We start from the raw sequence: 19,745 nt of genomic DNA on the forward strand, positions 1-19,745 counted from the left end.
GTGCGCACGTGGGGTGTTGGTGGCCGTCCCGCGCGGTCGCCCCCCTGCCCTCCAGACGGCGCCCCCACCCCCTTGCCCCCGGGTGGCCCAGCGGTGGATGAAGGCCCAAGGGAGCGCACGCCATGTCACGGTCGGATCCACGCCACGCGAAGCCGTTGTCCTCCGTGACAGATGATCCTTCCGACGCGGCAGCCGGGCGGGCGTCCTCCGCGTTGAGGGACCTGGTGGAAGAGGTCCGTTCTCCGGCCGTGACGCGTTCGGACGTCTACCTGCTCATCGACGCGCTGGACCGGGCGCCCGCGGAGGAAGGGCTGCACCGGGAGCGAGCCGACCTGCTGCTGGACCTGATGGCCCGCGACAATCCCGTGGGCGACTACACGGGCCGCAACGGGAAGACGGTGCGTCACGCGGCGCGGGATGCGCTGCTGGCGTTGGGCTTTCCGTACGCGCTGGAGGTGCCGCCCGAGTTGATGGAGCCGGCCGCGCCCCCCCGGCCTCCCCGGACGGGAATCGGGAGGGGTGGGTTCGCCGCCCTGGCGACGCTCACGCTGTACCAGACGGGCCTCTTCTCCTGGACGGTGTGGAAGGATTTGACAGTCCGGCAGTCCAGCCATCTGCCTCCCCCTCGGTTCACGCGCGACACCGCGGTGATGATCGCGGTCATGGTGGCGTTCACCTGGCTGCCGCCCCTGGTGTCGCTGGTCGGTCACGTCTGGAAGCGCCGCTGGCTCCAGAGCATCGGCTCGACGCTCCTCGCGGTGCAGACGATGCCCTGGCTGCTGGTCGCGGGCGCCTCCGTCCTCCGCGAGAACGAGCCCATTCGCGCGGTCATCCTGCCCTGGTACCTGTCCCTGTGGGCCCTCTGGGCGACGCGCCCCCTGCCGAAGTCCCCGCCCCTTGCGCTCGGAAGGCACGCGGGAGGATGACTGTCTTCAGGAGCACCGCTCATGTCTTCCCCGCCGCTTCCTCCCGCGCCGACCACCGACCCCGAAGCGACCGACCGCCCCGGGAACGCGGCCCCGGAGACGTTCCGACCGCTGAAGGAGCTGGTGGCGGAGGTGGACTCGCCGGGGGTGCTGCACTCGGACATCGACGCGCTCGTCGCGGCGCTGCGCCAGCCCCCGCCGTTCGCGGAACCCCTCCAGGCCCGAGCGGACCTGCTGCGCGAGCTGGTGGCGCGCGACCACCCGGTGGGCGAACACACCGGGCGGGACGGGACGACGGTGCGGCAGGCGGCGGTGGCCGCGTTGCTGGCACTGGGACCGGCCTACACGCGGGACGTGCCGGCCGAGGTGTTGAACGAAGCTCCGGCTCCCGTTCCGGCCGCGCGGACTCCGGCTCCGGACACGCAGGACGGCGCCAGTTCGGGGAGCCGGGCGTTCCTCATCGCGTCCCTCTGCGCGCTGTACCAGTCGTTCGCCATCTTCGGGGTCCACGCCCTCTTCCCCTTCTTCCGCGTGGACTTCACCGAGCCGCTGTCGAAGGGGGTGCTCATCCCCCTGTTGCTCGTGTGGGGACCGCCCCTGCTCAGCATGGTCGGCCACGCCGAGAAGTCACGGTCGCTCCAGGTGCTCGGCTCCGTGGCGATGTGGCTTCAGGTGGTGGCGTGGGTCCTGGTGGGCTTCGGCTTCGTGATGGGGAGCGTCGGGGTCCTCATCGTCGTCACGCCGTGGCACCTCGCGGCGTGGGCCGCCTTCGTGATGCATCCGGCGAAACAGCCGGAGGAAGCACCGGCTCCACCATCCACGCCGTGACCCCGTCCCCAGGGAGCGGCCCCGCGCGCTCCAGGCTCGCCCCGTTGCGCCCGGGTATCGGGGCGGCGCATGACTGTCCGTGAGGAGCATCCATGTCCCAGCAAACCCACCGCCCCGCGCCTCCTACCGCCGACGCGACGAATGACCTGCCCGAGTCCCTGGCCGCCGACGCGATGGCCGACCTGCCCGGGGCCTCGAACGCGATGAGCGACGCGCCTGCGTCGGTGATGGCCTCGAACGCGATGAGCGACGCGCCTGCGTCGGTGATGGCCTCGAACGCGATGGCCGACCTGCCCGCTCCGGAGGCCGTGAAGGCGATGGACGCGCTGCCCGCGGCCGCGACCGAGAGGGCCCCGCTTCCCGTTCCCAAGGAGACGTTTCCTCCGTTCGCGGAGCTGTTGGATGCGGTGCGCTCTCCGGGGGCGGTGCGCGCGGACATGGACGCGCTCATCGCGGGGATGGGCCGGCCTCCGACGGAGGATGAGACGCCCCGGGCGCGAGCGGACATCCTGCTGGACCTGATGGCGCGTGAGAACCCGATGGGCGACTACCGGGGCCGCGATGGGACGAAGGTGCGGCACGCGGCGAAGGCAGCCCTGCTGTCGCTGGGCTATCCGTTCGCGCTGGAGCTGCCGCCCGAACTGCTGGACTCGCCCCAGGCCCGCTCCACCGCCGAGCTCTACACGGGCCCAGGGACGGTGGGCGTCGTCGCCACGCTGCTGTCCGCGCTGTACCAGACAGGCGTCATCCTGGCGGCGCAGGTGTTCATGAGCTTCCTGCATTTCAACCAGGAGCATTGGTGGACGGAGCCCTTCTTCCCCGGTTTGCTGGCGGTGTGGATTCCCACGCTGTGCGCGCTCTTCGGGCTGGGCCTGGGGCAGCGGACGCTGCACTCCGTCGGTGCGGTGGGGCTGTGGCTGGTGATGGCAGCCTGGAGCGCGGCGAGCCTCGTGGTCCTCACCACTTCGAGTCCCTTCTGGCTCCTCTTCCTGCCCTGGCACGTGGCCCTGTGGGCCGCCTGGACGATGCGCCCCGGACCGGAGCCGGAAGCCCCCGCCTCCAAGTCATGAGCCCCTCCCCCACCGTGAGGCCCGCCACGCGCGAGGACCGTGGTGGAGAGGCGATTGCCCGCGAACGTGCGGTGACCTAGCGCCGCGAGTCCTCGGCCCACTCCTCGCGCGTCCAGCCCTGCCGTTCGTAGAGGGCCCGGCGCTCCGCGGGCAGGGCGTCCCAGGCGGTGCCGGGGTCCAGGTCCTTCGGGCGGCTGAAGACCCCGGGGACGTCGTTGCGCACGGCCTGGCCAGCGCGCTCGGGGGGAAGGCCGCGCAGGCCGTAGCCCAGCTTGAGGCCGGCGTGGTGCTGATGGGACTTGTCGGAGAGTTCGAAGGCCACGCCGCCCCCGAACTCCGCGGTGCGCGGGTTGAGGTTCGCGTGGGCCCGGGCATGCTGGCCCGCCCCCAGGGACAGCTCCGCCTTGCCCTCCGAGTCACGACTCACGCCAGCGATGCCCACGCTGAGCTGAAGCTCCGCCTCGGTCTTGCCGTGCGCATCCGTCATCAGCTCCAGCTCCAGGGGACCGGCCTTCGCGACGGCGCCCGCTTGCGCCTGGACTCCCGAGGATCCGCGCGATTCGAGGTGGGCCTCGGACTTCAGCTTGAACAAGTCGTGGGACGCGCTCACCTCGGCGGTGAGGAAGACCCCGGCGGGCTGCTGTCCGGAGAGGACCAGCGCGCGGGCGGTGGCCTTTTCATAGGCCTGGACGTGGGATGCCTGGGGACGGCCGAGCCCGGCCTTCCAGGCGGCTTCGTAGCGCGCACGCTGGGGATCGGCCCAGGCCAGCCCGAGCACCGTTTCGCGCAGCTCCAGCGACTGGGGTGGCCCGAGCGTGCGCAGTGCACGCAGGCTGTCGGTCTGCTCCACGGCTTCGCCATAGCGGCGCAGGTAGGCGTCGTAGGCCTGGACGGAGGCGTGCCCGGTGTCGGTCGCGTGGGCATTCACCGCGTCACGCATGGCCCCGGGCAGCTTCGGATCATTGACGAAGACCTCCGGTCGTCCAGGCATCCCGAGTTCCCCGGTGACGCCACCCGGACGCCGCTGGAGGACGCCGCTCGACGCGGCCTGTTCGAGGAAGGACTGCCGGGAGGGCCCATCCATGCGGGACACGTACGTGGCGAGCAGCCCATCACGGTCCATGCGCTCCAGCGTGGCGCGGTATGCCTCCTGCGGAACGGAGCCGAGCGCCGCGTGCGAGGCCTGCACATCGCTGCCGGTGAGGAAGGGGTTCGACAGACTGCGCGTCAGGTGCGACTGGAGCGTGGCGTAGACGTCCTCCGGAACGGGTGCGGACGCGGGGCGCAGCCGACCGCCCATCGCCGCGAGTTCCCGGGCGGACACGGCGGGCCCCGCGAGGCCACCCGGCGGTGGGGCCACGGCGGAATGCGCGGGAGCACCCGGCGGACCGTCATAGGGCCGCAGTTCGTTGCGCGCCGGCCGTGAGGCGGTGGATGCGAGGGACTGCAAGGCTCCGGGCGCGGAGGCGCTGCTCTCGCCAACGGAGGACCGTCTGGACGCCAGGGGCGAAACGTCCAGGGCGTCGCGAGGCTTCGGACCGACGACGTCGGGAAGGGGGCTGTCGAGGAGAACTGGGCTGCTGCCGGAAGAATCGATTCGGGACATCGGGCTCGCTCCGAAGGAGGAACCCGGACGTCTTGCAGCGGGTGCGCCACGGGCAGGTGCCCGGAATCACGGCCTCGCGCCGCACGAAGGATCTCCTCATCCGGACGCGGGATCCTTCCGTGCAGACGGGCGGCACGCTCACGCACGCCCGTCCACGCACGCGGCCCTGCTTCAGCCCAGCACGTCCTGCGCGCGGCGGTAGTACATCTCGCGGCTGGCCATGCCGTTGTAGCCGCCGTTGATGCGGCGGGTGACCTCGCGGAAGTTGCCCGCGTCCGCGTAGCTGTTCAGGTTGCGCGAGCCCCAGTACCAACCCGCGATGCGGAACGCGACGTCCGGATCCTTCGCGCGCGCGGGGTTTCCTTCCAGGTCGATGCCCAGCGCCTTGCCCGCGGCGCGGTAGTTGGCGCGGCCCGTGAGCTGGATGGGGCCCCGGCCCTTGTAGCGCTTGCCGTCGCCCGGCTGCGTGTTGCCCAGGTCCTTGCGGCCCTCGTACGCCGCGCCAGAGGCGATCTCCTCCATGTAGCGCAGCTCGCCGCTCTCATGCGCCAGCTGCGCCAGGAACATCTCCTGCCGCTGGGGCGTGTTGATCTTCGCCTCCGCCATCGCCTTGTTCAGGTGCGGCAGGTACTGCTCCGCCTTCGCCTGCGACAGGTTCGGCATGATCTTCCGCAGCTGCGCCACCGACACGCCGCCCTTGCCACCCGACGAGCCCGGGACGCCGCCCACTCCGCCCGTCGTCGGCGGCGGGTTCGTCGTCCCGCCACCACCGCTCTTGCCCGGAATCGTGAGCTTCTGGCCCACGTAGATCTTGTTCGGGTTGGAGATGTTGTTGGCCTGCTGCAACGCGTTCACCGTCGTGCCGTGACGACCCGCGATGCCGCTCAGCGTGTCACCGCTGCGCACCGTGTATGTCGAGCCCCCCGACGACGGCTTCGGCGTCACCGGCGCCGCGCCCCCCTTGCCCGGAATCGTGAGCTTCTGGCCCACGTAGATCTTGTTCGGGTTGGAGATGTTGTTGGCCTTCGCCAGCGCCACCGTCGTCGTGCCGTTCCGCCCCGCGATGCCGCTCAGCGTGTCCCCGCTGCGCACCGTGTAGCTGCCCGCCTTCGCCCCCGCCCCAGACGGAGCCGCCGCCTGGAACGAGTCCGGCACCGTCAGCTTCTGCCCCACGCGGATGAGGTTCGCGTTCGGGATGTGGTTCGTCTTCTGGAGCGAACCCACCGACGTGTTGAAGCGCTGCGCGAGGCCACTCAACGTGTCGCCGCTGCGAACGGAATAGGTCGTCACGGTTGAAACTCCGGGGAAAAAGTGGAAACCAATGCCCGGATTTTCGTGACGCCTGAGAATTAGTTTCCCAGGAAGACAGTCTTTTCAGGTTGTTGAATCAATCCACTACGGCTGCATCTTGGAGTCGCGCAGGCGCTGTTGGAGATCGCGGGCCGCGTCGGTGTCGTGCAGCACGAGCAGGCTCTGCACGTAGTAGGCGAGCGCCCAGAGGTTCTCCTCCGGGATGGCGCCCTTCCACGAAGGCATGGCGGCGCCGCCGACGCCCGCGGCCATGACGCGGTAGAGGTCCTCGCGCTGGGCCTGTGCGGTGTACAGCTGGCCTTCCACGCGGGTGCCCTGGGGCCACACGGTGCGCAGGCGGTGGAAGAGGAAGTCGGGGGGCAGCACCTTGGAGAGCTGCATGGCTTCGCCCTTCGCGTCCACGGTGAGCGAGTAGTCCGAATCCCGAGCCAGCGCGGTGTACGGATCCACGTTGGCCAGGTTCACCTTGCGGCCGGTGACGCTCTCCGTGAGCGCGGCGAGTTCCGCGCGGGGCAGGTACGCGACGTGGCAGCTGGCGCAGCCCGCGTTGCCCTTGCCGGCCACGTGGTAGACGGTGCGGCCTCGCGCCACGGCCTCCGCGTCGCGGCCCTTCCACGGGTCCTCCGACATCGCGAGCGGCACGCCCGGCGCCTCTTCCTTCCAACGCGGGCTGAAGGTCTTGAGGTACTGCACCACCGCGTCCACGTCCGCCGGGGGCACGTCCCACGCGAACATCGGGGTGCCGTGCATGCCGCGACGGAGGGTGCGCTTGAGCGCGTCGTCGGTGGGCAGCTCGCCGGCCGCCACGCCTCCGAACTTGAACAGGCCCTGGTGGAAGTTGCGCGGCACGGGACGCATGCCGGACCCCGCGGGCCCCTGTCCGTCGCCCTTCTCGCCGTGACAAGAGGCGCAGTAGTGCGTGTAGACATCCCAGCCACGCGCCAGCGTCGCGGCCGGAACGACGGTGCCGTTCGCGAGCTTCAACGGTTCGAACTTCGGCGGCTCCCGACGACACGCGGGGGCGAGTGCCCCCAGCGAGAGCACGGCGAGCATGCGAAGCGCACGCGACGCGGAAGCGATTCCAGGGAGGCAGGGAGTTGGCTTCATGGGAGGTACACCACCGCGAAGAGGACGCCGTACATCACCGTCGTGCACCACCAGCCGGGCAGGGCACGCCGCAAGGGAGCACGTGCGTCGAAGCCTCGCAGCGTGCGCAGGGTGGCGCGCAGCAGGCCCGTGAGAACGACCGCCGCGTGCGCGGCCTGCACCGCCGACAGGCCATACAGCACGGAGGCGAAGACGCCGCTATCGGGGATGCGCAGGTCGCGATGCCACCACAGCACGTGGAGCCACGCGGCCTGCGTCGCGAGGAAACCCGCCCCCGCGAACAGGGCTCCCAGCGCCCATCCGCGCGAGCGCCGGAGACTCGCGACCTGCCGGAGCGCACCGTGCAGCAGAACGCCTCCCGCGACGAGCAACGCGCCCGCCAGTGAGGGAACGAAGCGCCCCGGAAGCGCGGACGCGGGCGGCCAGAAGCCTCGCATCCGGTAGAAGTCCGCGGCGAAGGCCACCGCGCAGAAGAGCATCGCCGCCGCCGCGTGCGCGAGGACCATCCCGAACCACAGGTTGGCCTCGGCGCGCTGGGGGGACACCGGCGCCAGCGGCCCGGTGGAGTCATTCGTGCTCACGGAGGGCGACTCTCGCATGCCTGGGCCCCGCACGAAGCACCGGGGAACCAGGCCGCTCCCCCGCGCCCGGAGATCTCCCGCGCTTGGGCTGGAGTCACCACAAGGAGGTCTTGGTGAATGAGGGGCGCTGTCCCTCGTTTCGGTCCCATCGAGACACAGCAAACGGCCCGCCTCCATGCACTCGACGTTCCGCGTGCCCCACCTGGATGATGCCCACGAGGGGCGGCGCATCGCGCGAACCTGTCCGACTGGAGGGTTGCGCGGAATAAGGGAGTCTGGGGGGAGGGTAGAGAGGGGGTGATGGAGGAAGAAAACGGCCCCCGCCCGCCAGCGAAGCAGCCGAGGCGGCGCATCCCGAAGGACCCGGCCCCTCGCTTCAAAGCGCCCGACAGAGAAGCGCTGGCCCTCGCGCAGCGGCTGGTGCCCCGGGAGCATCTGGCCAGAAGGGTGCAGCGCGTGGTGGAGCGCTTCGAGATGAGGGCCGTGGAGGCCCGTTACTCGGCCCTGGGCCAGAATGGGTTCGCGCCGCGTCAGCTGCTGGGGCTCTGGCTTTACGCCAGCCTCATCGGGCTGCACCAGGGGACGCGGGTCGCGCGTGCGTTGCAAACGGATTGCGCCTTGCGGTGGCTCAGCGGAGGCCATTGCATCAGCGTTGCGGTCCTCAACCGCTTTCGCGCGGAGAATGCCGGCCTCTTCCTGGCGGCACTGGAAGAGACGGTGCGCTGGGCCGTGGAGGAGGGCCTGGTGCGGACGCAGGAGTTGGGAATCGACAGCGTGCGTTTGCGCGCCCATGCCAGTCGCAGCCAGGTGCGCGTGCACTCGCAGTCCCTGCGGCGCTTGAAGCACCTGGGCGCGGTGGAGCTCGACTCCCTGGACGCTTGCCAGCGCGAGCAGCACTCGCGGCAGGTGCGCAAGCACCAGGAGGCGGTACGCCTGTGCGAGCAACGGGCCGCGGCCAGCGTGGTCCTCAGCAACCCCCGCGCGGCCCTCATGCAGTTTCCTGGCAATGGCGTGCACCCGGGGCACCGCCTCACGGTGGTGGCCAGCGGCGTCACGCAGCGACTGGTGGTAGGTGTCCTGCTAACGGCCTCGGGCAATGACAAGGGCCATCTGGAAGAGGCGATGCAGCGCACGCGCCGCGTGCTGCACACGGCCGGGGTGCCCCTGCCCACGCGGCTGCAAGTGGCCGGAGACTCCGGTTACTGGAGTGAAGAGGACCTGCGCTTCGCCGCCCACCAGCGCCCTTGCGTGGACGTGCTGCTCAACCCGGGCCCGGCCACCGGCCCTCTGGCCAACAAGCCCGGCATGCTCCAGCGCGAGGCGTTTATCCTCCAGCACGCGCGGCGGGCCGTGGTGTGTCCGGCAGGGCGCACCATGCGCGGGCCGGTGCTCAATCACTTCGACCGGTGCGAGGTCTACTTCGGCGAGGGCTGTCCGACGTGCTCCTTGCGTCCTCGGTGCACCCACGCCAGGCGCCGCACCTTCAGCGTGCGCTGGGAGTACGAAGGCGCGCTGGAGGCCATGCTGGCGCGCATGAGGCAGCCAGACGCCAAGGCCCGGTACCTGCAACGGATGGCCACCGTGGAGCCCGTCTTCGCCTCGCTGCAGCAGGACATGGGCTTTCGTCGCCTCTCGTCCCGGCACCCGCCCGCCATCGACGCGGAAGTCTTCCTCAAACTGCTGGCCCATAACGTCAGCCGGCTGCTCACCCGCAGCCGGCTTTTTTGTGTCTTCGTCCTCTTCGAAGCCCCTGCTCCTCCCCCTGCATCGCAGCCAGGCTGAACCCCTATTCCGCGCAACCCTCCTGTCGGACAGGTTCCGGCGAGCAGCAGCCGGCGGGGCGTCCCCCTGGACTCCGCTGCTGGCGTGCCCACTCCAAGTCCAGGCTCCGCACAAAGCGCGGGAGGGCCGCTCCCAGGGACGGCCCACCCTGAGGCCCACGGGGAACAAGAACCCCGCGTGCGCATGGGCCTCCGGGTAGTAGCGTCGCGGCCCCGCCCCGATGCAACCCGCCCCCACTCCGCTCGCGACTTCGTCCCTTCCCGCCCCTCCGCGCTCCTGGCGGGACTGGCTCCCCTGGCCGTTGGTGCTCGTGGCGCTTGGCGCCTGGGTGCTGCGCGCGCTGGCGTTCTTCCATCGCACCGGCCCGCTCGGCTACCCGATGGACTACGACGAAGGCGTCTACTTCTCCGCCGCGTCGCTGCTGCTGCGCGGGGACCTGCCCTACCGCGACTTCATCTTCGTCCACCCTCCCGGCTCGCTCCTGCTCTGGGCGCCCGGCGCCGCGCTCACCCTGGGGCTCGACGCGGGCACGGCGTATGGCGTGGCCCGCTACATGGCCGCCACCGTGGGCGCCCTCTGCGTGTTCCTCGCGGGCCGCATCGCGTGGCGCGCCTGGGGACCGCTCGCCGGCTGCGTGGCCGCGCTCGCCTATGCCGCGTACCCGGAGGCCGTGCTCGTCGAGCGCGGCACGTTCCTCGAACCCCTGCTCAACGTCCTGTGCCTGGGCTTCGCCAACCTCTGGCTCGCCTCCGACACGCCCTCTCGCGCGCGGCGCATCGGCGCGGGCGTGCTCATCGGCCTCGCGGTGTCCGTGAAGCTCCCCGGCGGACTCTGGCTCGTCGCCGCGCTGCTGGCCCGGCCCTGGAACGAGACCTGGCGCGACACCCTCACGCTCGCGCTCATCGCCTTCGCCACGTTCGTCGTCGTCGTGGCCCCCCTGGCCGCGCTCGCCCCTTCCGAGTTCTTCCGCGACGTCATCACCTTCCAAGCCCTGCGCCCCGCCGACGGTGAGCCGGACCGACTCGTGCGCCTGCACGACATCTTCCACGAGCGCCGCCTGGGAGAAGTCCTGCTCGCCCTCGTGGGCCTGGGGACCGCCTGCGTCCACGCCTTGCGCGCCCCCACCCCGGGCCGCCCCGCCGCCCGCTTCTTCGCCACCACCTTCGTCCTCACCGTCGTCCTGTTCCTGGCGTCGCGCACCTACTGGAACCAGTACAACGCGCACCTCGCCGCGTCGGAGGCCGTGCTCGTGGGACTGGGCGCCTCCACGCTCTACGCCTTCTCCCTGCGCTGGGGCCGCGTCGCCTCACGGGCCGTGGCCGGGCTCGCCCTGGTCGCCGCGTTCCTGCCCGGCGCGTGGCATTCCTTCCAGAGTTCCCGGTTGCAGGCCCCGGACGTCGTGGCGCTCGCCCGCTACCTGCGGACCGACGTGCCTCCCAACGCGTGCCTGTTCTCGTTCGAGCCCGGCTGGGCGCTCGCGGCAGGACGGCTCCCCCAGGGGGCCACGCCCGTGGTGGACGTCTACGCCACCATGCTCCAGGACTCCATGAGCACCGGAGACCGCTTCGACGACACCGAAGAAGCCTTCACCGCTCCGGAAGCTCAGCAGGCCCTGCGCGTCATGCTGGAGTCCTGCCGCTTCGTCGTCCTCGGCTGGCGGGGCACCTGGCAGCTCACCCCGGAGAGCCGACCCTGGTTCAAGCAGCGCTTCGTCCGGCGATTCCCCACCGGCGACGCGGGCGGCGTGGACGTGTGGGAACGGCGAGCGCCCTGAGCCCTCGCCGCTAACCCGCGCCTTCCACCCCGGATGCTTCGGACTCCGTGGTCCCCTTCACCGGGACGGCCACGGGCAACACCTCCGCCTGGCCAATCCAATCGCGACCCAGTTGCTCTTGTACTTCGGGTTGCGACAGCTCATGCGGCCCGCGCAGTACAACCGGTGAGGGCCCCGCGTCCGTCCACTCCAGCGTGCCCACGCGCCACGGGTTGGGCTCCGCGGCGCGACCCCATCCGAGCGTGCGCACCAGGTTCACCACGAACAGCAGCTGCGCCGTGCCCAGCAGGAACGCGGCCCAGGTGGTCCACCGGTTCAGCGTGAGCAGGTGCGCGAGGAACGTGTACTGGTACGGGTCATAGAGCCGCCGCAGCTGCCCCGCGTATCCCGCCGCGAGCTGGCCACCGAAGACGGCGATGAAGAGCACCGCGCTCGACAGGACGTGCGCCTTCGCCAGGCCCTCGTGCAGCGAGCGTCCATACATCCGGGGGAACCAGAAGTAGAGCCCCGCGAACACCGCGAGGAAGCTGGCCGCGCCCATCGTCAGGTGGAAGTGGCCCACCACCCACAGCGTCCCGTGCAGGGGCACGTCCGTGGCCACCGCGCCCAGCGCGAGTCCGGTGATGCCGCCCAGGCCGAAAACAACCATCGTCGCCAGTGCCGCGAGCATCGGCGACGTGAGTCGCACGCTGCCCTTCCACAGCGTCATCAGCCAGTTGAGGAACATCACCTCCGCGGGCAGGGAGATGAGCAGCGTCAGCACCATGAACGTGCGCCCCAGCACCGGGGCCATGCCGCTGGTGAACAGGTGGTGCGCGTACACCGCGCCACTCAGCGCCGTCACCACGCCCATGGCCCCCGCCGTCAGCCGGTAGCCGTGCGCGGGCTTGCGGCTGAAGTACGCCACGAAGTCCCCCACCATCCCCCAGGCGGGCAGGATGAGGATGTAGACCTCCGGGTGGCCGAACAGCCAGAACAGGTGCTGGTACACCACCGGGTCGCCGCCGCCGCCCACCGCCGCCGCGCCCGCGATGAAGAACTGCGTGCCCGCCACCCGGTCCAGCAGCAGCAGGCCCGTGGCCGCCGCCAGCACCGGCACGAACAGCACGTTGAGCACCGCGCCGTAGAACAGGCCCCACACCACCAGCGGCAGCCGTCCCCACGTCATCCCCGGTGCCCGGCAGCGCACCACCGTGACGACGAAGTTGAGCCCGTACAGGAACGCGGACACGCCCACGCACAGCACCGCCACCGTCACCAGCGTCTGCCCCAGGCCCGGCGTGAACGCGGGCGTGGACAGGGGCGGATATGACGTCCACCCCGCGCTCGCCGCGCCCAAGCGCACGCCGAACGACGCGAGCATCAGCGCGCCGCCCACCGCGTACGCCCAGAACCCGAACGCCGACAGCCGGGGGAACGCCATCTGCCGCGAGCCGATGGCCAGCGGCAGCACGAAGTGGCCCAGCGCCCCGAAGAGCAGCGGCGTCACGGCGAAGAAGATCATCAGCAGGCCGTGCATCGTGAACACGGCCGTGTACGCGGGCGGCGTCAGCGCGCCCTTCGATTCGGGCAGCGCCCACGCGAGCCCCGGCACCGGCTGTCCCGGCCACGCCCACTGGAAGCGGATGAGCATGGCCAGCAGGCCGCCCACGAGCAGGAACAGGAACCCGCCCCACAGGTACTGGCGGGCCACGCGCTGGGGGTCCGTCGTCCACAGCGACCTCAGGAGCGCGCCGGGCTTCACGGCGTCCTCCAGGCCCAACCCCAGTGCGCCGCCGCGTCGTCCGGGTCGTAGGCCTGCACCGCCTGGCGTCCGGCTTCGTGCAGCCAGGACGCGTACGCCTCCGGGGACAGGGCGGTCAGGATGCCGCGCATGCGGTAGTGGCTGGTGCCGCAGTGCTGGTAGCAGGCGGCCTCCCATGCGCCTTCGCGCGCGGCCTGGAACCAGGTCTGGTTCACGCGACCGGGGATCGCATCCAGCTTCACGCGGAAGGCCGGCAGGGAGAACCCGTGCACCACGTCCGTGGACACGAGCTGCACCCAGACGGGCACCCCCGCCGGCACGCGCAGGTCGTTCCACGTCACCACGTCGTCCTTCGTGCCGAACGTGCCGTCCTGTCCGGCGTAGCGCGCCTCCCACGACCACTGATGCGCGTTGATTTCGATGCGCACCGTGCGCGGATCCTCGGCGGGGACGCGGAAGTTCCAGAGCACGTCGCGCAGGTAGCTCTCGGAGCCCAGGAACAGCGTCCCGTCCACCACGCCGAACACGCCCAGCGCCAGGCCCAGCACCCACGCCCGCGAGCGGCGCGTGCCTCCGTCCGGCGACACCCGCCGGGCGTTCCGGAAGCGGACCACCGCCACCAGCAGCCAGCCGAACATCACCACAGCCAGCGCGAACTCGAAGCGGTGGCTCGAGGCCAGCAGCGCGTCGATGCGGCCCCCGTGGGCGCTCGCGTTCTCCGGAAGCGACAGGGTCCACGCCCCTCGCACGGGAGCAACCGCCAGGGGGGCCTGCGCATCCGGCGGCGCGGTGGAGGCTCCGGGCTGCGCGGGGCCGGAAGTCCCGGGCGGCGCGGCGGAAACGGACGGCGCGGAGACGGACGCGAGCAACACGGGCAACGGAAGTCCGGGCACGGGCTTCACGGGCGCTCCTGTTCCACGGGGGCCGAAGCCCGCTCCTCACGCATCACCCGCCGGGCCGCCCAGATGCCCACGCCCACCAGGACGAAGGGCACCAGCATCAACGCCAGCAGCAGTCCCCCCGCGCCTCCGGGGGACTCGGGCGCCCGGGCCGTGCACGAGGGACAGGCCAGCGCCTCCAGCGGAACGAGCAGCGCCAGGACTCCCAGGCCCCCGAAGAGCCAGCCCGGGAGCGACCGGACGCCCTCCCGCCAACCCCGCGGAAGGCATCCACCATCCAGCGGCGACGAGACGGGGCGCATGGAGTTCCCGGGTAGCACGCACCCAGGGCCCCCTCAAGGCACACCCCGTCGCGGCAGGCGCCCCCTCCCGCAGGGGCCACTCTCCCTCATGCCTCGCATGCGGCCAGCCCCTACCCCCGGCGCGCCCCGCGCTTGTGCCCCCCCCGGGGATGCCGTTACGTGCCGGACCATGTCCGCTGACTCGCCTTCCTCCCTCCCGGCCCCCCGTCCCCGGAACTTCCGGCGCTCCATGCTCTGGGCGGGCGTCGTCGTGGCGTCGCTCGGGCTCGTCGTGGTGACGGCCCGGGAACTGGCTGGGGGCCGCGCCGCCTCACCTCCGAAGCTGGGCGCCCTGCCGGACTTCACCTTCACGCGGCAGGACGGGCAGCCCTTTGGCCTGAAGCAGCTCCACGGCCGCCCCTTCGTCGCCAACTTCATCTTCACCCGCTGCCCCACCGTGTGCCCCGTCTTCACCCAGAAGATGGCGCGCCTGCAGGAGCGCACCGCGACGCTCGGGCCCCGGCTCCAGTTGGTGTCCTTCTCCGTGGACCCCGCCTACGACACCCCGGAGCGGCTCGCCGAGTACGGCCAGAAGTACCGCGCCGACTTCACCCGCTGGAACTTCCTCACCGGCGACTACGGCCAGTTGAAGAACACCATCGTCCAGGGCTTCAAGATCAGCATGGGCCGCGAACCCGGCGCCGCCGAGGACGACCTGCTCTCCATCTTCCACGGCACCCATTTCGTCCTGGTGGATGGCACCGGAGAGATCCGCGGCTACTACGACAGCGCGGATCCCGAAGCCACCGGGCGCCTCGAAACGGACGCGCAACACCTCGCCCGCGACGAAGGCTGAAATCCCGGAGTCGCACCCCTTCCGGCCGCGACCCGCCGGAAGGCCGGATGATCCGCCCCGCACCCGGGGTGTCACCCAGGTCGCGCCCACCCCAACTCCTCTCAATTTGTGATTGTCCGAGCAGGACTGCCCCCGAAGGGCCCTCACCGGCCCCAAGGCAGCTCCAAACCCGCGGAAGCGCCCCTTCGACGGGATCAAGGGGCCAGGTCCTACCGCGCCCCAGAAGGCCTCCAGCGCCAGGCCCTCCCGGCACAGGACAAGGGCTGGGTGACCCAGGACCCGGGACGCACAAAAGGGCCGGCGTCCCTGCCCGAAGGAGGGAACCGGCCCGAAGCGTGGCCCGCAAAGCCGAAAGGCCGGCCCCCACCTCGCGGTGAGTACCGGCCTTCGGACCTGAGCATCACGCCAACTTCAGCGTGAAACTTAGTTGATGAGCGCAGCCTGCGCGTGAGCGAACAGGTTCTGCACGTTCTGCTGCGCGGGCTGGGAGGCCAGCGCGCCGACCTTGTCCGCGCCGTCCTTCACGGTGGTCGCGATGTCCGCGATGGACTTCACGGTCGGGGCGAACTTGGTCAGCTGGGACAGACCGGCCAGGGGGCCCTTGGAGAGCAGCGACGCGCCGGAGTCGATGAACTTGTCGACGAACGGCTTCGCCAGCTTGCCCAGGCCGAACGGGAGCTTGTCCAGGAGGCCGCCCGCCAGACCCTTCAGACCGCCCGTGATGGCGCCCATCGGGTTCTGCACGAAGCTGAGGGCCTTGCCCGCGATGTTCGCGACGCCGCCGGCAACCTTGCTCACCGTCTTCGCAACGCTGCTGACAATCTTGCCGATGCCGCCCATGGTAATACCCCCTGCTTAAGTCTGGTTTGGAGAGTGTGCGCCGAAGTGAAGCTACAAAAGGATTCTCGGAGGCAGGAGGAAAAGGTTTCCTCCTGAATTTCCGATCGAATTTCACGGCGGATGCGGGCTGGCCTCAGCCCCGCGGTCCGCCGCTCCCCTTCTTGAGCTGATCGATGAGATCCTGGCGCTTCGCCTCGTCCTGGGGGGCCTGGGCGGACTCTCCCGCGGGGTTCAGGCTGGGCTTGCCCGACGCATCCCCCTTGGAGGCCTCGAACTCCGACTTCGCGAAGGGGTTGCCCTGGCCGGGCAGCTCTCCCTTGGCGCCGGCGACCAGGAACTCGCCGACCTCTTCCACCGTGTGCACGGGGAAGCCGTTCGCCTTCAGCTCCTCGTCGGACACGACGTTGAGCATGGGCTCCTTGTCCTTGTCCTGGGCGTACTCGAGCACCAGCTCGACGTAGTCCTCCAGCTTCATGCCCACCGCATCCGCGATGCGCTTCGTCTCGGGATCCTTGAGCAGCTCCGCGCGGACGACTTCCACGGGACGGGACAGACCACGCTTCTTGCCAGGGCTTTGCTGGGACATGTGATTTCGCTCCAAAAAAGGAGGGGAGATGAGGACGGAACGACTCTAGCCCATCTTTCCAGTACTACCCATTCCCCGGCCCTGGACGTCCCCCGCCCCCTGTGACAAGCCCGTCCTGCCAGGGTTCCCACGTGCCTGGCCGCTGCTCCAGCCGGGGGCCGTGACTACCTTGGGCCTCAACGAACAGGCCCTTTCCAGATGAAAACGAGGCTGCGGATGGCGACGTCGAAGCGTGGGTTGGTGGAGCAGGTGAAGCGCGCTGTGACCCAGGTGGGCACGCGGGGAGCGCGGGCGCTGGTGAAGACGGCGACGGCGACGGTCCGGACGGTGGACACCCTCCAGGCGAAGCTGGTCAAGAAGGCCACCCCGGCGCGCCGCAAGGCCACGACGGTCCGGAAGGTGGAGGCGGCGAAGCACACCCCCTCCACGCGCAAGGCGGCCGCTCCGGCCGGCAAGGCGGCGGCGCCTGCTCGCAAGGCAGCGGTCCGCAAGACGGGCAGCAAGGTCGTGGCGGCGCCCGCCGCGGCGAAGCGCCGCACCGCGAAGAAGGCCCCGGTGGCGAAGCCGTCCGCGTCCCGCGCGAAGCGGGCCGTGAAGACGGCCGCGAAGCCGTCGCGCCGCAAGTAGCTTCAAAAGGCCCCGCGCGGACCGTCCCTGAGGCAGCTCAGGGCTGGAGCGCGCGGGCAGCCGGTCCCGGGGCGTCCTCCGGGTCCGGCGGGGTGGTTTCAGCGGACCGCGTTGCGGGTCGCGCTCTTGCGAGGGGTCGACGGGGCCTTGCGCTTGGGCACGGTGCGGGTGACGGAGCCGGGACGCCGGGCCACGGCGGCGGCGCGCTCCCGCTCCTCGGCGGCCTTCAGCGCCGCGGTGCGCTCGGCGAGCTGTTCCGCCTGCTGCGCCCAACGCCGCTTGAGCACGTCGCGCAGGCCGTCCGTCTGCAGGTCCACCTGCGCCTGGTGGAGCCGGTAGTGCAGGTCCTCGCGCAGCGTGCCGCGCCCCAGGGCCGCGCTCGCCGTGCCCGACACGCCCACCACCACCTTGGGCCGCTCCTCCTGCATCTGCAGGCAGCGCAGGATGAGCCCCTGGGCGTCCAGTTGCAGCTTCGCCACGTCCGCGATGAACAGCACGCCGTTGGGCTGCCGCAGCGCCCCAGCGAGCTCCGCCGCCTGACGCACCTCCGTGAGCGGGACGCCGAAGTGGAGCGCGGCTTCCTCCGCCCAGGCCCTGCGCTCGTCCTCCGTACCTCCGTGGATGAGCAGCGATGCACGGTTGGAGACGAGGTCTTCTTCTCGATAGCCTCGGAGCGCCACGGATGCCCTACCCTTCTGGGAAAACGGGTCCTTGCAAAGTCTAACGCCCTCACGGGTCGCCTGTTCAATCCCTTACTTGAGAGAAATGAGCAGGGACCCGTATCACGGCGGGCGGAAACCTGGACATCCGTTCATCGGACAAGGGGACCGCGCACCCGGGTCATCTTGTATCCCTGTACAGCGTACGGCCCTGTTTCAGACGGAGGGCACCACCATCACCGGGCGGCGGCAGCGCACCACCAGCTCGTGCGCCACCGCGCCCTCCAGCGCGTCGGGCACGACTTCGCGGCGCTCGGAGGTGCCCACGCAGACCAGGTCCACGCCCTCGCGCTCCGTGGCCTGGCAGATGGCGAGCGCGACGTCTTCTCCGCTGACGCCCTCCACGCTCCAATGCACCGACAGGGCGACGGCGTCCCGGGGAATCTGGTCCCAGAGCCTCGCGAGCACCGCGTCCCGCTCGCCCGCGGGCTCCGGGAGCACGCCGTGGAAGTCCCGGGGGCCCCGCTCGCGACCGCGCAGCCGGTGCACGTGCAGCAGGTGCACCCGGCCCCCCGGGCCCACCAGCGTGCACGCCTGCGCGATGGCCTGTCCGGAGGCGGCGGTGAAGTCCACCGGCACCAGCGCGCTCCGGGGCGGAGGCAGGCGGCGCGGCTCGCGCAGCGTGGGCGGCACGCACGCCACCGAACGCTCCGCGTGGCGCAGCACGCCCTCCGACACCGAGCCGTGCCACAGCCGCAGCACCCCGCCGCGCAGGTGCATGCCCACCACCGTCAGGTCCACGCCCTGCGCGTGGGCCACGTGCAGCAGGTGGTCCGCCGGGCGGCCGAAGCCGGGCTCCAGCACCACCTCCACGCGGCCCTCGCCCTCCAGGTCGCCAATGCGCTCGCGCACCTCGCGTTGCAGCACCCGCTCCACCACCGGGTCCAGCGATTCGATGTCGCGCTGCTGAGGGCCCAGCAGCTCCACGTGCACCGGCGAGTGGATGCCCAGCCGCTGGCGCTCCTCCGCGGGCGAACACACGTAGGTGGCCAGCACGTCGCAGCCGCCCATCCGCCGCAGCTCGCGCAGGAAGGTGAGCGCCGCGTCGGACGTGGAGGAGCGGGGATCCACCCCCACCATCACGTTGAGCCGGCGCCGGCCCCGGGCCCAGTCCAGGAGCGCCGTGTCCCGCCGCACCACCATCACCGGGGCGCAGCCGTGACGGGCCAGGCGTTCGGCCAGGGAGGTCTTTCGCCAGGCCGACGTGCGCCAGCCCTCCGCGGCCACCACCACCAGCCGGGCGCTGCGGCACTCCTCATCCCCCAGCAGCGTCTCCACCGAGGCGCCCCGCTGCATCCGGGGTTCCACCGTGCCGGCCAGGGCCCTCAGGCGCGTGGCCTCCGCCGCGAGTCCGGCCTCCACGCTGGACGGGGTGTCGGAAACCGGCGCGCCGGGGGCCTCGTCGTCCACGCCCAACAGGAGCAGGGGCTCGCCCAGTCGTCCGGCGAGCGTCGCCGCCACGGTCGCCGCGTGGGTGGCTTCGGCGGACAGGTTCGTTGCGCAGATGATGGCCATGGCGGACCCCCTGGAGGAAGCGATGCCCGCTGGGCTTCCCTCGCGGAAGATGCGCACGTCCCTTCCCCCGTGGAGGCCGGCCGTGCATGCCGGCCTGCCTGCCCTCCAGGAAGGGTGCACCTGGGCGTCCCCCGGTAGCGCCGCTCCCAGGCGAGGGCTCTCGTGCGCCACCGCCGGATCCATCCAGCCAGGGCGCTGGCTCGAACCACCCGTCGGGGCGACGCACCTCGCGACCGGCCCCGCGGGGCGCTACCTGCGCAGCAGTTCCTGGTGCCCGTCGTGGTTGGTGTGGTCCTGGTCCTCGCCCACGCCGCCGCGCCCGTTCTCCCGGCCGAAGGTGGCCAGGAACACGCCCTGCGAGTTGCTCGCGTACTGGTACGGCCGGCCCCACGGGTCCAACGGCACGATGGGCAGGTATTTCGGCACCAGCATCTCGTCCAGGTCGCCCTCCTCCGGCAACCGGCCCTGGTGCTCGCCCCGGTAGCGCTCCAGCGCGTCCAGGATGACGGAGAAGTCGGCGTGGATGCGGTGGGCCTGCTCGTTGTCGCGGCGGTGGAAGGCGGTGAGCACCACCGCCAGGACGATCCCCATGGCGAACACCACCGCCACCCACGGCAGCGGCGAACGGCGGGACTTCTCGGAGGCGTCGGGGGCTTGGGACAAGGCGGCCATGGCCCGCCCACCCTACCGCTC

The 19,745-nt window shown here is 71.2% G+C and carries 19 protein-coding genes; 7 read left to right on the plus strand and 12 right to left on the minus strand.

From position 1 onward, the window contains the following. The first annotated feature begins 122 nt into the window (after positions 1 to 122). The 3 genes from OV208_RS06670 (at position 123) to OV208_RS06680 (ending at position 2,824) form a co-directional block, all read left to right on the plus strand. Positions 123 to 926 (plus strand): hypothetical protein, encoded by an 804-nt coding sequence (locus OV208_RS06670; protein ID WP_267572984.1) that lies wholly within the window; start codon positions 123 to 125, stop codon positions 924 to 926. A gap of 21 nt (positions 927 to 947) precedes the next feature. Continuing rightward, the gene (locus tag OV208_RS06675) at positions 948 to 1,754 is read left to right on the plus strand and encodes a hypothetical protein (RefSeq protein ID WP_267572985.1); all 807 of its coding nucleotides are present in this window, start codon (positions 948 to 950) and stop codon (positions 1,752 to 1,754) included. A 92-nt stretch (positions 1,755 to 1,846) separates the two neighbouring features. Then, positions 1,847 to 2,824, plus strand: coding sequence for a hypothetical protein (locus OV208_RS06680; RefSeq protein ID WP_267572986.1), 978 nt, complete (start codon positions 1,847 to 1,849; stop codon positions 2,822 to 2,824). Positions 2,825 to 2,900: 76 nt separating this feature from the next. Here the strand turns inward: OV208_RS06680 and OV208_RS06685 are convergent, their stop codons facing one another. From OV208_RS06685 to OV208_RS06700, 4 genes are all read right to left on the minus strand, one after another. Next, a complete protein-coding gene (locus OV208_RS06685) occupies positions 2,901 to 4,274 on the minus strand; it encodes a hypothetical protein (protein ID WP_267572987.1) in 1,374 nt (457 codons plus the stop codon). Positions 4,275 to 4,601: 327 nt separating this feature from the next. Further along, entirely contained in the window at positions 4,602 to 5,720 is a 1,119-nt protein-coding gene (locus tag OV208_RS06690) for a LysM peptidoglycan-binding domain-containing protein (protein ID WP_267572988.1), read from the minus strand. Positions 5,721 to 5,825: 105 nt separating this feature from the next. Beyond that, positions 5,826 to 6,794 carry a cytochrome c gene (locus OV208_RS06695; RefSeq protein ID WP_267572989.1) on the minus strand — a complete coding sequence of 323 codons (969 nt, stop codon included), beginning with the start codon at positions 6,792 to 6,794 and terminating at the stop codon, positions 5,826 to 5,828. A 50-nt stretch (positions 6,795 to 6,844) separates the two neighbouring features. Continuing rightward, entirely contained in the window at positions 6,845 to 7,429 is a 585-nt protein-coding gene (locus tag OV208_RS06700) for a hypothetical protein (protein ID WP_267572990.1), read from the minus strand. A 300-nt stretch (positions 7,430 to 7,729) separates the two neighbouring features. Between OV208_RS06700 and OV208_RS06705 the strand changes: the two genes are divergently transcribed. Beyond that, positions 7,730 to 9,211 carry a transposase gene (locus tag OV208_RS06705; RefSeq protein WP_267571816.1) on the plus strand — a complete coding sequence of 494 codons (1,482 nt, stop codon included), beginning with the start codon at positions 7,730 to 7,732 and terminating at the stop codon, positions 9,209 to 9,211. Positions 9,212 to 9,521: 310 nt separating this feature from the next. Then, positions 9,522 to 10,985 carry an ArnT family glycosyltransferase gene (locus OV208_RS06710; protein ID WP_267572991.1) on the plus strand — a complete coding sequence of 488 codons (1,464 nt, stop codon included), beginning with the start codon at positions 9,522 to 9,524 and terminating at the stop codon, positions 10,983 to 10,985. 10 nt (positions 10,986 to 10,995) lie between these two features. Here OV208_RS06710 and OV208_RS06715 read toward each other — a convergent pair whose 3' ends face one another. The 3 genes from OV208_RS06715 to OV208_RS06725 are packed head-to-tail and all read right to left on the minus strand — an operon-like array spanning position 10,996 to position 13,930. Further along, positions 10,996 to 12,729, minus strand: a complete 1,734-nt coding sequence (locus OV208_RS06715) for a cytochrome c oxidase subunit I (protein ID WP_267572992.1) — start codon at positions 12,727 to 12,729, stop codon at positions 10,996 to 10,998. Beyond that, positions 12,726 to 13,631: a cytochrome c oxidase subunit II gene (locus OV208_RS06720; protein WP_267572993.1), complete on the minus strand. Its 906-nt coding sequence runs from the start codon at positions 13,629 to 13,631 to the stop codon at positions 12,726 to 12,728. Before OV208_RS06720 ends, OV208_RS06715 begins: the two co-directional genes overlap by 4 nt. Next, entirely contained in the window at positions 13,628 to 13,930 is a 303-nt protein-coding gene (locus OV208_RS06725) for a hypothetical protein (protein WP_267572994.1), read from the minus strand. Before OV208_RS06725 ends, OV208_RS06720 begins: the two co-directional genes overlap by 4 nt. A 169-nt stretch (positions 13,931 to 14,099) precedes the next feature. On the opposite strand from OV208_RS06725, the gene OV208_RS06730 reads away from it, so the two are divergent. After that, the gene (locus OV208_RS06730; protein ID WP_267572995.1) at positions 14,100 to 14,765 is read left to right on the plus strand and encodes an SCO family protein; all 666 of its coding nucleotides are present in this window, start codon (positions 14,100 to 14,102) and stop codon (positions 14,763 to 14,765) included. Between the two features lie 423 nt (positions 14,766 to 15,188). On the opposite strand, the gene OV208_RS06735 is transcribed toward OV208_RS06730, so the two are convergent. Together OV208_RS06735 and OV208_RS06740 are read right to left on the minus strand one after the other, a co-directional pair. After that, positions 15,189 to 15,605, minus strand: coding sequence for a hypothetical protein (locus OV208_RS06735; protein ID WP_120537795.1), 417 nt, complete (start codon positions 15,603 to 15,605; stop codon positions 15,189 to 15,191). A 133-nt stretch (positions 15,606 to 15,738) separates the two neighbouring features. Next, entirely contained in the window at positions 15,739 to 16,191 is a 453-nt protein-coding gene (locus tag OV208_RS06740) for a hypothetical protein (protein WP_267572996.1), read from the minus strand. A 216-nt stretch (positions 16,192 to 16,407) separates the two neighbouring features. On the opposite strand from OV208_RS06740, the gene OV208_RS06745 reads away from it, so the two are divergent. Then, complete coding sequence (locus tag OV208_RS06745; protein WP_267572997.1) at positions 16,408 to 16,818, plus strand: hypothetical protein; 411 nt, start codon at positions 16,408 to 16,410, stop codon at positions 16,816 to 16,818. Positions 16,819 to 16,916: 98 nt separating this feature from the next. On the opposite strand, the gene OV208_RS06750 is transcribed toward OV208_RS06745, so the two are convergent. From OV208_RS06750 to OV208_RS06760, 3 genes are all read right to left on the minus strand, one after another. Then, entirely contained in the window at positions 16,917 to 17,498 is a 582-nt protein-coding gene (locus OV208_RS06750; protein WP_267572998.1) for a Fis family transcriptional regulator, read from the minus strand. A 195-nt stretch (positions 17,499 to 17,693) separates the two neighbouring features. Then, positions 17,694 to 19,052 (minus strand): universal stress protein, encoded by a 1,359-nt coding sequence (locus tag OV208_RS06755; protein ID WP_267572999.1) that lies wholly within the window; start codon positions 19,050 to 19,052, stop codon positions 17,694 to 17,696. Positions 19,053 to 19,301: 249 nt separating this feature from the next. Further along, positions 19,302 to 19,724 (minus strand): type II secretion system protein GspG, encoded by a 423-nt coding sequence (locus tag OV208_RS06760; RefSeq protein ID WP_267573000.1) that lies wholly within the window; start codon positions 19,722 to 19,724, stop codon positions 19,302 to 19,304. Positions 19,725 to 19,745: the final 21 nt, after the last annotated feature.

It is taken from the genome of Corallococcus sp. bb12-1, from assembly GCF_026626765.1.
GTDB classification, from domain to species: domain Bacteria; phylum Myxococcota; class Myxococcia; order Myxococcales; family Myxococcaceae; genus Corallococcus; species Corallococcus terminator.

Coding starts and splice junctions, on each gene's coding strand:
- OV208_RS06670 (WP_267572984.1), top strand. CDS start 123: ATGTCACGGTCGGATCCACGCCACGCGAAGCCGTTGTCCTCCGTGACA.
- OV208_RS06675 (WP_267572985.1), top strand. CDS start 948: ATGTCTTCCCCGCCGCTTCCTCCCGCGCCGACCACCGACCCCGAAGCG.
- OV208_RS06680 (WP_267572986.1), top strand. CDS start 1,847: ATGTCCCAGCAAACCCACCGCCCCGCGCCTCCTACCGCCGACGCGACG.
- OV208_RS06695 (WP_267572989.1), bottom strand. CDS start 6,794: ATGCTCGCCGTGCTCTCGCTGGGGGCACTCGCCCCCGCGTGTCGTCGG.
- OV208_RS06705 (WP_267571816.1), top strand. CDS start 7,730: ATGGAGGAAGAAAACGGCCCCCGCCCGCCAGCGAAGCAGCCGAGGCGG.
- OV208_RS06725 (WP_267572994.1), bottom strand. CDS start 13,930: ATGCGCCCCGTCTCGTCGCCGCTGGATGGTGGATGCCTTCCGCGGGGT.
- OV208_RS06730 (WP_267572995.1), top strand. CDS start 14,100: ATGTCCGCTGACTCGCCTTCCTCCCTCCCGGCCCCCCGTCCCCGGAAC.
- OV208_RS06735 (WP_120537795.1), bottom strand. CDS start 15,605: ATGGGCGGCATCGGCAAGATTGTCAGCAGCGTTGCGAAGACGGTGAGC.
- OV208_RS06740 (WP_267572996.1), bottom strand. CDS start 16,191: ATGTCCCAGCAAAGCCCTGGCAAGAAGCGTGGTCTGTCCCGTCCCGTG.
- OV208_RS06745 (WP_267572997.1), top strand. CDS start 16,408: ATGGCGACGTCGAAGCGTGGGTTGGTGGAGCAGGTGAAGCGCGCTGTG.
- OV208_RS06755 (WP_267572999.1), bottom strand. CDS start 19,052: ATGGCCATCATCTGCGCAACGAACCTGTCCGCCGAAGCCACCCACGCG.
- OV208_RS06760 (WP_267573000.1), bottom strand. CDS start 19,724: ATGGCCGCCTTGTCCCAAGCCCCCGACGCCTCCGAGAAGTCCCGCCGT.